Genomic DNA, 13,896 nt, shown 5'->3' on the forward strand with positions numbered 1-13,896 from the left:
ATGGCGGCGGATATGCTCTGAATTGGGTGTTAGCGACGCCCTGCCTGACGATCCCGAGACGCGCAGCGATGCTGCTTGCCGAGTAAGCGAACGACTGCGTTAGACATCAAGGAATTGCAGCGGCATCGGTTTGGCCGCGCCTTTGCGCCGAGGCTATAGACGCCTGCTCATCATAATTTGCACCGCCTGTTGACAGCCGTTCGTCCAGCCTAAACGGCACCGGCTCGCAGACTCTGGGTTTTCAAGTAGAGCGAACTACGATGGCGACCATCGGTACCTTCAAGAAGACCAGCAGCCACGAGCTCACCGGCGAAATCGTCCCCCTCTCGCTGCAGGCCAGGAACGTCCGGACTGTCCCCGAATCCAACCGCTTCGGCGAACGGACCGAGCCACCCGGTCTATGTCGGCCGCGTGGAGATCGGGGCCGCCTGGTTCAAGCGCTCCAAGGAGGACCGCAACTATCTCGGTCTGAAGCTCGACGATCCGAGCTCCACCGCTCCGATCTTCGCCAACCTCTTCGCCGACGAGCAAGGTGAGGGCTTCAGCCTGATCTGGTCCCGTCCCAGCCGTCGCAACGGCGACTGCCCCGATCCACAATGCCTCGCCCGGCTCGTCCGGGCGGGGCATTACCTTGCGCAGGAGCCGGCCGCGATCTTGCGATAGCGTCGCACCCCGACTATACGAGCTTCGCAGGACGAACGCACCGATTCCCTCAAGGAGCTTTAGTCACAAGTAACCGAGGGCGCGTCATCGTGCTTGAGGTGTCGCTTTCGGACATTGTAACTCACCAGCCAGATCACGCCGACCGCGATCGGAACGAAGGCTGCGGTCAGGAACGAGGGCTCTACTCGCAGTCCGACATCATGCGCGCCCTTGGCAAGATAGCTAAACAGGCTGACCACATAATATCCGATCGCCCCCACCGACAATCCTTCGACCGTGCACTGCAGCCGAAGTTGCTGTCTCGCGCGCTCGTTGATAGCCTGCAACAGGTCACGATTCTGTCGTTCGATTTCGACGTCGACCCGGGTTCGCAACAGATCGGCGGTGCGCGCGAGCTTGACCGACAAAGTTGCCTGGCGATCCTCCACAGTTGCGCAGGTTCGCATCGCCGGCGCCATGCGGCGTGCCAGAAACGACGACCAGGTTGGGTAGCCCGAGACATCGTTGCCTTCGATGATGGATAGTCGCGATTGGACCAGCTCGTTATAGGCCCTGCTGGCGCCGAACCGAAACAGGCTGCCCGTCGCGCCTCTTTCGAAGGAGGCGGCCAGAGCCGTCAGCTCGGCAAGCAGATGGTTGTTGAATTGCAACCCCTCACCGGTTTGCATTTTCTCGAGCGCCTCTACAAGACGGCGGTCGATGCGATCAACAGATGGTGCAAGCTCAAGGGCCGCCGACAGGCCAAGCAGCGCCAATGGACGGTAGGTCTCGATTTCCAGAAGCCGTTGCACCAGCGCTCCGAGATCGTGCGACGTCAACCCGAGGTCGCAGACGAGGATTTTCGTGAAGCCTTTTTCGTCTACGCGGAAGTCTGAAGCGGCAACTGCTGCGCCGCTCTTTGTGGCGACCATGGCCAGGCTGTTCTTGTCAAAAATCTGTTCGGCCCGCCTGGTCGGCGAGGCGTCCCGCTCCACTTCTAGCCTGATCGCGACCAGCAACTGTCCGGTCTGACGTAACGCGCGGATCAGCGATCGGACGGTGCCATCAACTTTGTTAAAATGGTCTGCGGTAGAACAATTTTCGTTAGTCCAGATCCACGTGAATGTTGTAAATTCCGAATGCTGCTCCCAGCGTAGCGTAGCGGGCCCGATGACAATCTGATGAAGTTTCGCCGATTGCTCAGGCGGCGTAAGATTGCGATCGAGGCAAAAATCGATAAAACGGCAGCGATCGCTTGTGGCCGCCTCGCCCTGTGCAAGAAAAGCGAAGTGAATCACACTGAAGGGCGAAACAAGGCGCGTGAAGGGGCGCGCGTGCACTTCGCCGAGCACAGCGTCGCGTTGCGGATGTGGCGTGAAGGTTCGCAGATCCAGTTCATCGATCATGTATTGACGCCTCGCTTCAGGGTGAGCAGGCAACCGTCAGCCTTGACGCGGGAGGCAATGGCGGTGCTGGGAAACGGTTGCGCGCGGCTAGGTTGCTGATCGAGTCATGTCGACGATCACTACCGAGGCCGCCCTGAACTCGGGAAAGAGGTCTTGCGGAAGGAAGGTCAGGCCAGGCAGATTGAGATGGTGCCGCCTCATCCAGCTTTCGAATGACGCCAGGCGCTCTTCTGAAAGCAGTTGTCCGGTGGGATGACCGATGCCGCGCGAGGCCGTGCCAAGCTGGAACGTCTTCCGTTCTCCCAGCGTGGTACAGATAAACGACCTCCGGTGCGGCAACCGCATTGTCGATTGACGTATCGAGGCCCAAACTCGGCTCCCATCTTTTGCCGGCGCCACGCCTCCTGGCGCCGAGAGCCGGTGCAGGATTTGGGCCAGCACTATAGAAGGGGCCCTCTCGCGTCTTTTTTGCGCAATGTGGCTTTCGAAGACAGTCGGAGGCGGTTCAGACATGAGGACGCTTGGATTCTCACAGAATGCGCACGTGGCACAGGCCACAGGGAAGGGGCTGTTTTCGGCAAGGTGATCGCTCACCCGGCCGCTGCCATTGTTTGAGCCGCCACGCTCTCGTTGGATTTGTCGATGCAGAGCCCTGCGAGTGACTCCGCCCGCCGACCGGGCAAGGCTCGGCGATGGCTGATAACGTTACGTCGCGTGAGGTTGACTGGATCAAGCAACTGGAGCCTCCTCGCCTTTGAAGCGTCACTGAGAGCAGCGCAAGCGTTTGCGGCTCGACCGGTTGTCGCGGCGAGGCAGACCCTATTCCGTTCATGCCGTGTTCGGACCAGCGTGCACACAGCGGCATCAAATGTGAGTTGGCCAAAGAACGCAGGTTAGCTTAAGTCCATTCGTTGCTCTGTCCCGCACACGGACGGGCGCACTTCGTCTGTCCAGACCCGGCGGGCCGGTCTCGGCAACCGCGCAATGCACTCGCGCTGCGTCATCTGCCGACTCTTTGCTCGCAAAATTCGAAAATACCAGCTCGCCGCTATCTGGCCTGCTTAGAGCCCGTAAAGACCCGCTTTGGTGGCTTGCCGTGGCGCTTTTCGCACACTGTCGTCGCATCTTGAACACCGTGTGAGGGCCTGAACGACGCACAAGACGCACTGAGTGGCTAGAATGGCTCGTCTTCCAATTCTCCTCGCTCCAGAAATGCCAGCCAGTATACTCAGAGCACTGGTACGACGCTTGCTAAGGATGAAGCGAAGTTCCGCCTTCATAGGCAGATTTGCCATGCGAGGCGGCCCGCCAGATCGGCTCCTTAACAAGTAGGTGACTTATATGTCCGGTGTCGCCGGTGCATTTCTCTGCGCTTCAAGCGAACCATCGCCGCGCGTTGTTGATCAGCTAAAGAAAATGATTCCGACACTTGCACTCCGCGGGCAAGCAGGTGTCGTCGTCTCTGCCTTCATGCAAGAGCGTGGGATCCGATGCGGCAGGGCGTTTCAATCGAACGACAATTCAGTGCGCATTGACTGCATCGAACAGGAGCCGCGCTTTCGGCCTCATGTCGCAATCGCGCAGATCCGTAGCGGATCCTGTGGAACTGGGGGTGACGGCGATGTGCAGTCAATTCCTAGCCGCCATTTTGCAATTTCTCTGGATGGCGCCTTGGTGAACGCCCGTGAACTCAGGAGCGAATTACGCGCTCAGGGCCAACTGATAGCTCCCAACACAGACACCGAGCTCCTGCTGAGGTGGATTGAACGATCTTGCGAACAAGAATATTGGCGTCACGGCTTGCCCGCAGACTACGAAGCTATCTTTCGCGAGCTTGATGATCGTATCGATGGTGCCATTACCGCGCTTTTGCTAGATAAGAACGGAGATCTTGTTGCATACCGCAATCGAAGCGGCTTGCGGCCATTGGAGACTATGCGGACAAACGAGGGATTGTTGCTCTTTGCTTCTGAAACTTGTGCCTTCGCTGGCTTGGAAGGTGAGATCCAGCAGCTCTCGCCTGGGAGCATACAGCGCGTGGATGCTAAGACGGGCGGCAGCGTTGACCACCCCCTGAACAGCCGAGGATGTAAGGCCAAACTCTGCGCCTACGAGACTCTCTATTTGGGAAGTCCGAACACGTCGGTCGAGGGCCATTCACATCGCCAAACCCGTTACAACATCGGGCTCGCCTTGGGGAGAATTGTTGCGGAGCGAGTTCGAGCAGAGCTGCTCTTGATGCCGCCAATCGTGTCCTCCATGCCAAATACTGGGGGTCCGTACGCCGATGGTCTGTTTGACTCTCTCGCCGAACACGGTGTGCTCGCCCAGCGTAGTGACGTAGTGGCGGCGCAATTTCCTGAGCGAACGCTCCTGGGCAGACCCAGGGCTCGGCAATCTCGCATTGCTCAGAAGTATCGAGTGTCGGAACCTGCCGTCGCTAAACGGACCATAATAGTTGTCGACGAGGCCCTTATTCGAGGCGATACCAGCCAAGCCGTCACAACGATGCTCCTTGCCGCTGGAGCCAACGCCGTACATTGGGCGATTGGTTCGCCGCCTATAGTTGCTCCAAACTACTACGGCATGGGTATTGATACGCTAGATGAGCTCGCATTCTGGCAGGCATTGAAGCGACTGCCGCCCGAACTGCGCGCCCAGTGCCTTCGTTTTCACAGAATGGACCCGCCAGCCCTCAGCCTGATTGAAAGCAACATTGCGACGGCGATCCAAGCAGCAACAATAACTTATCTGCCCTTCCGCGCGCTTGTATCCATATTGGCCAACAGGCTAGACGGCATCGATTTGTCACCCTTCACGTTGGAGATGCCGACCCCCGCTGGGCGGCGGCGCGCGGACAGAAACTTGGAAGCGTTCCTGGCCGCTCTTCCTGTCAATCCCCGTCTGAGGTCAGGATCATGAAACCCGCTCTCGTATTTGACTGGAACGGAACACTGCTCGATGACACGTACGCGCTACTCGAAACGATCAATTTTATTTTGGGCCGCTTTGGTCGTCCGAGCATCGATATAAACACCTTTCGAGAGCATAGTGATGTTCCCCTCTCTCGTCTCTATCATGCACTTGGAATGTCGCGGGAGGAGGTTGAGGCAGTTGAGCGCGACGATGGCGCACTGTTTCACGACACATACGAGCCTCTTGCGGATAAAGCCGATTTGCGTGAGGGGGCGCGCAGAGTGCTGGAGTTAGCGCGACGAGAATCCGCTCTACTCATCATCCTCAGCAACCACATAGTCACGCCTTTACAGTCCCAGCTGAGAAGACTTGGAGTGGATAACTACATCACCGATGTGCTCGCTTTTGAAAGCCGTGCCACGCAATTTAAATCGATGAGCAAAGGCGAGCGGCTTCGCCTTTATATGGAAAGGCACAACCTGAAGCCCTCATCAACCTTCATCATCGGCGACATGCCCGTCGAGACTGATATTGCACGTAATCTCGGGCTGACAAGCATATCCATTACCGGAGGATTTGTTTCGACATCGCGCCTGCAAGCCGCGCGTCCAGATTACACGATCAACAACCATCACGAGCTGCTGCCCATCCTACAAAGCCGTGACTTCTTTTCGGAATGCTAAATTATGAACAAGGGACCATCAGCGAACGCAGCTCCCAAAACGATCGAGCAGAGCATAGGGCTTGTCGGAGCGGGGCGCATGGGAACAGGTATAGGCATCAGCCTGCTGCGACGGCACAGCGAGCTCCACATCAAAGTCAACAAGAACCGGTTCGGTGCTGATCGCCTGATAAGTGCAGGGGCCTGCGAGCATACGTCGATCGCTGAGTTGGCGCAGCATGCAAGTGTGGTGGTGTTGTCCCTGCCGTCCAGCCGCGAAGTTGAGACGGTGTGCCTCGATGACGATGGACTATTTGTCCACATGTGCCGAGGAGGCTTGATAATTGATTGCACGACTTCCTATCCTGCCTCGACCGTTGCATTGGCGAAAGAGGCGCAAAGACGAGGTCTAAGCTTTATTGATGCTCCAGTAACACGAAGCCCCGAGCAAGCAGAGCTCGGCCTTCTCAATGCGATGGTTGGATCGGATGCAACACTCTTTCCCGTTGCTGAACGCATTCTTGCTGCGTTTTGTGAGACCGTTATGCATGTTGGAGATGTCGGACAAGGCCATAAGCTCAAGCTTGTTTACAACAGTATGACTATGGGCATAGCTGCGGTCGCCGCTGAGGTCTGCCAATTCGCGGATAGTCTTCAGATAGATCTTGTAACGCTACGCTCTTTGGTCGGTCGGGGCTCTACGAACAGCGGAATATTCCAAGCCTTCGCCGCCTTTTTGTTGGGAGAGAAACCAGATGCACTGGCAATCTCAATTGCAAATGCTGCAAAGGATATCGAGTGTGCCGTGCGCCTAGCGCGCGAGAGTGCCGTTTCCGTGCCGGTCCTGGATGCTGCCGCGCAGGAATTCAAGCTTGCGGTTGTCGCAGGCAAAGGTGAACTGACCCTGCCACATTTGGCCCGATCGTATGTTCGCCACGAAACAGGAAGGCAAGGTTTCATCGCGACTCCTCACTCGATCGCGTCGCTTTGAAATGTCTGTTCTTGAAGTTACGTCGGCTTTAGGACGAGTACTTGCTGCGTGAGAAAAGTCGACGGCCTCAAGCGCCAGCATCAATCGAGCGGCGTCGGGCACGGTATCTTAGATCATGAAGTGCGTGCTCGAAGTCGCAATGCGTTTGGCGAGCATCCAAATCCTGTGCTGGTCGGGGCGACGCGCGGACGGAGAAGCGACGAATAGCCCATTTCGCTCCCGGGTGCTTGCTTGCCCTCCTTGTTCGGTTCGACTAGTGCCCGCACTGCACAGCCGCCTTGAAAATCTTCGGCACCACATTCAGCACTTCACTGTCAAGGCCACGGCGGATTCGAGCGCGTCGCGCTTGAATACAAATGTCTGTATTCGTGTTGCTCGCGGGCTATTATTGACGGCGATACTTGAGCGCTTTGGCACACATAGTTGTTATCCGAACGCGCTGATTTGTCGAACAAAGTATCTCATTTGTGCTTCACCCGAATGAACAAGTCAGTCCAGCAAAGAAAAGGGCCGCTGCCGTATTTCTCCGACAGCGGCTCAAGTCTGGGGAGAAGGCAGACGTACCGGTCTGCCAGCGGAGAAGGGTGGAGCGCTTGAGGCGGTCCCGGCACTGTAGAACGAAGTCGTTCTGCTCCAGTTTGCGTCTGCTATTCCGGTTCTAGCTCGCCTGGCTCACAAATTTGGTGTCGAGATAGCCCTCGATTGCCTCGAGGCCACCTTCCGAACCGAAGCCGGACTCCTTCGTTCCTCCGAAGGGCACTTCGGGAAGCCCAAGCCCATGATGATTGATCGATACCATCCCGCATCGGAGATCGGCCCCGATCGCGGCCATGGTTGCGGCGGATCGCGTGTAGGCGTAGGCGGCGAGCCCGTAAGGCAGTCGATTGGCCTCCGTGACAACCTCGTCATAGGTTTTAAACCGCGCAATCGGGGCGACAGGGCCGAACGGCTCTTCATTCATGATGCGCGCTTGAGGTGGAACATCGGTCAGGACCGTCGGCTCGAAGAAGTACCCCGCATTACCAATACGCTTGCCGCCGGTGCGCAACTGGGCGCCGCAATCGAGAGCGTCCGCGACAAGGCTCTCCATTGCATCGACCCGCCGCGAATTAGCGAGCGGTCCCATCCGGCTATCTCTTTCAAGGCCATTGCCAACCTTGATCGCGCTGGCCTCGGCAACGAACCTCTTGGCGAAATCTTCATAGATACTCTCATGCACCAGAAACCGCGTGGGCGAGACGCAGACTTGGCCGGCATTGCGGAACTTGTTCGCCGACAAGATTCTTGCGGCTTTCTCGACGTCGGCATCCGGGAAAACGATGGCAGGCGCGTGCCCGCCGAGCTCCATGGTGGCGCGCTTCATGTGGGCGCCGGCAAGGGCTGCGAGATGCTTTCCGACTACGGTCGAACCGGTGAAGGAGACTTTCCGGATGATAGGATGGCGTATGAGATGATCTGAAACTTCGGATGGCACCCCGAAGACGAGATTGATCACGCCCGCCGGCAAGCCCGCATCCGCGAAACTACGCACCAGCTCCATGCAGCTCGCTGGCGTCTCTTCAGGTCCCTTGGCGATGATGGAGCAGCCAGCTGCAAGGCTCGCCGAGATCTTCCGCACGGCCTGGTTGATCGGAAAATTCCAGGGCGTAAATGCCGCAACCGGCCCGACAGGTTCCTTGGTCACGAGCTGGGCGACATTGCCAAAGCGCGCCGGCACGATCCGCCCATAAGCGCGCCGCCCTTCCTCGGCCAGCCAGTCGATGATATCGGCAGCAATGAGCGTTTCAGCACTCGACTCGCTGAGCGGCTTACCCTGTTCGAGCGTCATGATCGATGCCGGCTGCGCGCGAGCGTAGGAGATCGGCGGCCTTGCGCATCGTCCTGTATCGGTCAAAGGCCGAAACCTTTCGCCAAATCTCAAAGCCCTCCTGAGCGGCCATGATCGCACGATCGAGATCGCCGCGGGACGCATAAGGAGTTTCACCAATTGGCTGTCCGGTCGCGGGGTTGAGGATCTTTTCCGAGCGATCCGAACCCCCTTCTGTCCATTCGCCCGCAATGAACATCCTAACTTTGGGGTACACAGGTTCTGCCTGCGCAGCTTGTTCCCAGCGCTTCATGCCCGCACCTCAATGTCCCCAGCGAAGAGCCAGCGGGTTGAGCTCACGCGCAAGCTCGATCAATCCGGCTCTCGTCGCGGGATGGATCTGCTCGAGCGGATGCCGCACGGCTTCGCATTTGATCACGTCACCTTCAGCCATCACGCTCTTGGCGGCGCGCAGGCCGCACTGGCGGCTTTCGCAATTGATGAGCGGCAGCACTCTTGCATACGCAAGGGCGGCTTCCTGCCTGTCGCCCGCTTTGTGATGATCGAGCACTGGGCGGAGCAGATCGGGCAATAGCGCGCTTGACATTGTTCCACTCGCACCGGCATCGAGGTCTGCCATCATGGTAATGGCTTCCTCCCCGTCAAAAGGACCAATGATGACCTCACCGCCGAGCTCGATCAGACTGCGCAGCTTGGCAGCCGCAAACGGCACCTCGATCTTGAAATATCTGGCGAGCGACACCTCGCAAGCGAGCCGGACCAGAAACGGGACCGTCAATGTCACGCCGGAGAGCGGCGCGTCCTGGACCATGATAGGAATCCCGGCTGCGTCCGCGACCCGACCGAAATGGCCGATCATGGCGCCTTCATCCGCCTTGAGGCTTGCACCATGATAAGGCGGCATCAGCATGAGGAGGCTTGCGCCACGTTCGGCCGCATAGCGGGCGCGTTGCACCGCAATCTGGGTGCTGAAATGGCTGCAGGTCACCATGACTGGCTTGCGGCCCGCGACATGCGAAAGACAGAGCTCGACCAGAATGTCGCGTTCCTGATCAGACAGCAGGAACTGCTCGGAATAGTTCGCCAGAATGCAGATCCCGTCCACGCCTTGATCAATCATGCAATCGAGAACGCGCCGCTGCCCTTCGAGATCGAGATCTCCAGAGTCCGTAAACGGCGTCGGAGCGACCGGGAACAAGCCGCGATAGATGGGAGCTTTCGCATTTCTCATGAAAGGGTTCCGGACAGGAGGCAGTCAGTTGCTCTCGAGTTCGATCAGCCATCGCAAACAAAGGATGGAGCCGATGCCGTCGCGCTTTTTGGACAGATTGACTGGCCTGGCGTCACAAACAAGATTGGTTTGAGGCTTTGCTCGCGTTGGAAGCCTTTCGCGCCTCCTCATTAGATCCAGCCAGGCGGCACCAGATCCGTCAGGATGGCAAGGCATTCAAACAGGAAGTAGCTTCCGAAGATTAGCTCGACGTTCTGGGCCGCATCGATATCGCGCACGATCGCCTTTCGGGTGAAGCAGCCGCCGGTGAGCATTCCAGGCGGGCGCGGGTCATCGGGAGCAGTCGGTGTCAGGTATTTCGAGCTCAGCTGAGTAACTGTGCGCTCCGCAAATGATCGATATTTGGCGCCGCGCTCAGGACCAAGTGCGGATGCGAGGCGCAGCGCCGCGGCAGCAGCGATCGCAGTGGCCGCAGTATCCCTGCTGGTGTTGGGGATCGCCGGATCGTCGAAATCCCAGAAGGCAATGAGATCCGCAGGGACATGGTCGATCCACCAGTCAAGAAGGCGCACGGCGTAGTCGCGCCATAGCGGTTCGTCCGGGCGGACCATGGCGGCGTGAGCGGTGTAGAGCATCGCCCATCCCTGCGCCCGGCCCCAGGTGCTGATATCGCTATATCCCTTGTGCGTGTGCGTTCTGAGCACCTTGCCGGTGTGTGGATCAAGGGTGGAAGACTGGATAACTGAATTGTCCTGCCGCACATGGATCTCCAGGACACGCCGCATATGTGCATTGGCGACCTCCTCCATCCGGGCATCGGAAAGCTCCTCCGCGGCCCAATAGAGCAGGCCTGTCGCCTGGAGCGAATCGATGCTGCTCTCGGAGGCTCCGACTGCGCTCGCCTCCTCGGCATCCCTGCCCAACGGTATCAGTCCGAGGTGTGGATCGAACATATCACGAAGCGACCTCGCAGCTGTCAGAGCCACCGCGCGCGCGTTTTCTTCCTTGAACAGGATGCTGGCCAGGGCGCCAGCATGATAGAAGCCGAAACCCTTGAAGGCCGTAAGCCGCTCGGCACGCGGCAACATTCGGCTTAGCGCAGCACGCGCGTCTTCGATTGGGAACTGCCTGGGATCAGCGAGATGCGCGAGCCAAAGCTCACCGACAAATGCCCCGCCGGTCCAATCACCATCGGGCGTAAACGTCCATTTTCCGTCGGCGGCGCTCGCCCAGTGTGGCAAGCCCGAGCGTGCAGTGTCCCTGGTCTCGGCAATGCGCTTCAGCATACGCTCGCGCGCGGGCAGATATTGGCTTTCCGACATGGCTTCTTGTCCAACATAAAACTCGCCGCGCGGCTTTGGCCTGGCGGCAACTTAAAGCTCTTTACCAACAGATCCTGGACTGGCGTGAACGGTGAGTGTTCACGAGACTTCCAAGCGTGCTTGGTTGCATCGCTGCCGAGGAGCACGTCTCATCAGCAGCACCGAAAGGAGAGCCGCGCGCAAGTTTATGCCGATCACCATGCCCCTCCTGACATAAGCGTGCTACTTTCGAGAAGTCTCTTTGTTCGTTGAGTGATGCGGGTCCGCAGCGCCGATGGCGCCCATCTCGTAAAGATCCTTCAATTTCCTGGCGTCATAGCCCAGCTCATTCAGAATCTCTTCCGTTTGCGCACCGAGCTTTTGCGGCGGCAAACGCACGTCCGGCTGCTCGCCGTCGTAGCGCACGGGATGGCTGACGAGGGTGATGGGAGTTCCGGTCGCGCCGGTCACGACCTGAAAATTTTTGTTGTGCGCGATCTGCGGATCCGCAACGACGTCGGCATAATCGTTCACCGCAGCGTGCCAAATTCCGCGCGCCTCGAACAGCACGATACATTCTGTGGTTGAGCGTTTAGCGACGTTGGCCGCAATCATGGCTGAGGCCTCGTCCCGCCTGCGATACGCCTCCTCGTCAGGAATTCGCTGGTCGATTGGAAGGCCAAGCGCGTCTGAGAGCCCCTCCAGCGATCCCAAAGAGATCGCAATGTGTCCATCGCGCGTCGCATAGATGCCGTAAGGCGCGCCGTAGTACCAGCCGGCCAACGGGCCCGGCTGACGGACGTCGTCAGGCCTTTGGCCGTTCAGGTAGCAGGTAAAAGATTCCATCTGCAGGTCGAGCGCAGCCGACAGCAGGCTAACATCGACGCGGCAGCCCTGCCCCGTCCGCGCTTTCCTCACCAGGGCAGCCAGGATCCCCGCCGCAAACAAGGCGGCGCCGTGATGATCGATGGCGGAAACGCCGACAGCCCGCGGCCCCTGCTCGCGACTTCCGGTGATCATCGCAAGTCCTGATAGCGCCTGGATCAAGAGATCCTGGCCTGGGCGATCGACGTAGGGCCCGTCAGGACCGTAGCCGGAGGCAGCGGCATAGATGATCTGCGGATTGATCTTCTTTGCATCCTCGTAGCCGAGACCAAGCTTGTCGAGCACACCTGGGCGGAAGTTCTCTGCGATCACATCCGATTTCGCGATCAGTTGCCTGGCGATGACCACGGCTTCGGGTTTCTTTAAATCGAGCGTGAGGCTGCGCTTGTTGCGGTTTCCCGTCAGAAGCAACATCGACTGGCCATCAACTTGCTTGTCCGCCCCGCCCCATTTCCTCTGAAAGGCCCCTCCGGGCGGTTCAACGGCGATCACGTCCGCACCGAGGTCGGCAAGAAACTGCACGCCGACCGGACCCATCAGAAAGTGATTGAGGCTGAGGACACGAATGCCCTTCAAGAGATCGACCATACATCCTTGCTTTCGGTTTACCTGAAATCGAGCTGCTGGGCTCTCGATCTGAAAACGATTTCAGCGTTAGGCTGGGCGAGAACCGGAGTCAAGCGAATCAACCAACTTTCGAATGAGGTTCGCTTCATCCCGCTCCACCTGCGCATGAGAGCGCCAGAAATAGCGCCGATGGCCCGCATACAGGGCTTGAGAAGGTGCCGCTCGTGATGGTTTAACGCTTTTGATGGGAGACCCTCTCCTTCTCCTGGTTGGCTAAGGCAAATGGACAAGAAACCTGTAATCGCGCCAAAAGGCCGCCAGCAGCCGCGGGTGAAGATCGAGGACGTAGCCCGAAAGGCGAATGTATCGCCGGCGACGGTGTCGCGGGTGCTCAATCACCCCGATATCGTACGGCCGGAGCTTCGTGACCGGGTCATGCGGCATATCAATGACCTGTCCTACACGCGCGATAGCGCAGCCAGAGCATTGAAATCGGGACGCATGCGGACCGTTGGCGTCATCGTTCCGACGCTGGCGCTCGGTATCTTTGCAGAAGGGGTGGAAGCGCTTCAGAACCGGCTCAGCGAAAGCGGCTACACGCTGTTCATTGCGAATTCGCAATATGACCAGCGGCGTGAATTTCAGGAACTGCAAAGTCTGATTGAACGCGGCATCGATGGTATCGTGCTGGTCGGAGCTTCCCACGGACGGGAGCTCAGGAGCCTGATCGAACAGGCAGGCGTACCCGTGATCACCACCTATGTCGCCAAGGCCGGCGGCGGCATCCCCGCGATCGGAATCGACAACGAAAGCGCCACCCGCGAGATGACGGAGTATCTGCTGAGGCTTGGACACGTCCGTTTCGGCGCGATTGCCAACGTTGTTGCCGCGTCCAATGACAGATCCCGCGCCAGGCTCGAGGGAATTCAGCGCGCGCTCTCGGACGCCGGTCTCCCGCTCAAGCCAACCCAGATCGTCAAGGCCGATTATTCGCTAGCCCAGGGCCGTAGTGCCCTTCGGGGGCTCCTCACCGATCATCCGGACACGACAGCAGTCATCTGCACCACCGACACGCTTGCCATCGGCGCAATGGCAGAGGCTCGCAAGATGGGCCTGTCCGTACCGGCCACGCTTTCCATCACAGGATTTGACGATGTGGAGCTGGCGGCGCAAATGGACCCGCCGCTCACAACAGTCAGTGTTCCGGCAGCAGAAATCGGCCGGGGAGCCGCCGATTATCTCATCAATGCCATTGCCGGAAGTCCTGTCCCGAGAAGTGTCGTGTTGCCGTACCGACTCGTCATGCGGTCATCGAGCGCCCCGCCGCGGCCCAGCGTCCGTCCCGCCCGTCGCGGGCGCAGTCGAGATCATTGACCGGCCCACGGTCCTGATAACTATTTCAGAACCGTAGCCTTACCTTCGCGTCCCAGGACCCGGTGACGCAAGCTGCTCGCCCCATATCATTAAT

8 protein-coding genes and 2 pseudogenes are annotated in these 13,896 nt (G+C 58.7%); 5 read left to right on the plus strand and 5 right to left on the minus strand.

Annotated elements, in window-relative coordinates; all coding sequences use genetic code 11:
• Positions 1–260: 260 nt before the first annotated feature.
• A pseudogene (locus tag GA0061098_RS27390) lies at positions 261–582 on the plus strand (DUF736 domain-containing protein); the annotation flags it as partial.
• A gap of 140 nt (positions 583–722) precedes the next feature.
• Here the strand turns inward: GA0061098_RS27390 and GA0061098_RS27395 are convergent.
• A complete protein-coding gene (locus GA0061098_RS27395) occupies positions 723–2,048 on the minus strand; it encodes a DUF3422 family protein (RefSeq protein WP_091963937.1) in 1,326 nt (441 codons plus the stop codon).
• Between the two features lie 1,341 nt (positions 2,049–3,389).
• Here GA0061098_RS27395 and GA0061098_RS27405 point away from each other — a divergent pair.
• Genes GA0061098_RS27405 through GA0061098_RS27415 form a run of 3 tightly spaced genes read left to right on the plus strand, consistent with a single transcriptional unit; the run spans position 3,390 to position 6,616 of the window.
• A complete protein-coding gene (locus GA0061098_RS27405) occupies positions 3,390–4,970 on the plus strand; it encodes an amidophosphoribosyltransferase (protein ID WP_245323638.1) in 1,581 nt (526 codons plus the stop codon).
• On the plus strand, positions 4,967–5,647 hold the full coding sequence (locus tag GA0061098_RS27410) for an HAD family hydrolase (RefSeq protein ID WP_091963941.1): 681 nt from the start codon (positions 4,967–4,969) through the stop codon (positions 5,645–5,647). Before GA0061098_RS27405 ends, GA0061098_RS27410 begins: the two co-directional genes overlap by 4 nt.
• A gap of 3 nt (positions 5,648–5,650) precedes the next feature.
• Positions 5,651–6,616, plus strand: a complete 966-nt coding sequence (locus GA0061098_RS27415; protein WP_091963944.1) for an NAD(P)-dependent oxidoreductase — start codon at positions 5,651–5,653, stop codon at positions 6,614–6,616.
• A gap of 658 nt (positions 6,617–7,274) precedes the next feature.
• Here GA0061098_RS27415 and GA0061098_RS27420 read toward each other — a convergent pair.
• The 4 genes and pseudogenes from GA0061098_RS27420 to GA0061098_RS27435 form a co-directional block, all read right to left on the minus strand.
• A pseudogene (locus tag GA0061098_RS27420) lies at positions 7,275–8,736 on the minus strand (NAD-dependent succinate-semialdehyde dehydrogenase).
• Between the two features lie 9 nt (positions 8,737–8,745).
• Entirely contained in the window at positions 8,746–9,675 is a 930-nt protein-coding gene (locus GA0061098_RS27425; RefSeq protein WP_091963949.1) for a dihydrodipicolinate synthase family protein, read from the minus strand.
• Between the two features lie 170 nt (positions 9,676–9,845).
• On the minus strand, positions 9,846–10,997 hold the full coding sequence (locus GA0061098_RS27430) for a glycoside hydrolase family 88 protein (protein WP_091963951.1): 1,152 nt from the start codon (positions 10,995–10,997) through the stop codon (positions 9,846–9,848).
• A gap of 222 nt (positions 10,998–11,219) precedes the next feature.
• Positions 11,220–12,449: a CaiB/BaiF CoA transferase family protein gene (locus GA0061098_RS27435; protein ID WP_091963954.1), complete on the minus strand. Its 1,230-nt coding sequence runs from the start codon at positions 12,447–12,449 to the stop codon at positions 11,220–11,222.
• Between the two features lie 261 nt (positions 12,450–12,710).
• On the opposite strand from GA0061098_RS27435, the gene GA0061098_RS27440 reads away from it, so the two are divergent.
• Positions 12,711–13,802, plus strand: coding sequence for a LacI family DNA-binding transcriptional regulator (locus GA0061098_RS27440; RefSeq protein WP_091963957.1), 1,092 nt, complete (start codon positions 12,711–12,713; stop codon positions 13,800–13,802).
• Positions 13,803–13,896: the final 94 nt, after the last annotated feature.

This window comes from Bradyrhizobium shewense, assembly GCF_900094605.1.
GTDB classification, from domain to species: domain Bacteria; phylum Pseudomonadota; class Alphaproteobacteria; order Rhizobiales; family Xanthobacteraceae; genus Bradyrhizobium; species Bradyrhizobium shewense.

What these genes read in the sequence shown, in the direction of transcription:
- GA0061098_RS27395 (WP_091963937.1), bottom strand. Translation starts at nt 2,048, where the DNA reads ATGATCGATGAACTGGATCTGCGAACCTTCACGCCACATCCGCAACGC.
- GA0061098_RS27405 (WP_245323638.1), top strand. Translation starts at nt 3,390, where the DNA reads ATGTCCGGTGTCGCCGGTGCATTTCTCTGCGCTTCAAGCGAACCATCG.
- GA0061098_RS27410 (WP_091963941.1), top strand. Translation starts at nt 4,967, where the DNA reads ATGAAACCCGCTCTCGTATTTGACTGGAACGGAACACTGCTCGATGAC.
- GA0061098_RS27415 (WP_091963944.1), top strand. Translation starts at nt 5,651, where the DNA reads ATGAACAAGGGACCATCAGCGAACGCAGCTCCCAAAACGATCGAGCAG.
- GA0061098_RS27425 (WP_091963949.1), bottom strand. Translation starts at nt 9,675, where the DNA reads ATGAGAAATGCGAAAGCTCCCATCTATCGCGGCTTGTTCCCGGTCGCT.
- GA0061098_RS27430 (WP_091963951.1), bottom strand. Translation starts at nt 10,997, where the DNA reads ATGTCGGAAAGCCAATATCTGCCCGCGCGCGAGCGTATGCTGAAGCGC.
- GA0061098_RS27435 (WP_091963954.1), bottom strand. Translation starts at nt 12,449, where the DNA reads ATGGTCGATCTCTTGAAGGGCATTCGTGTCCTCAGCCTCAATCACTTT.
- GA0061098_RS27440 (WP_091963957.1), top strand. Translation starts at nt 12,711, where the DNA reads ATGGACAAGAAACCTGTAATCGCGCCAAAAGGCCGCCAGCAGCCGCGG.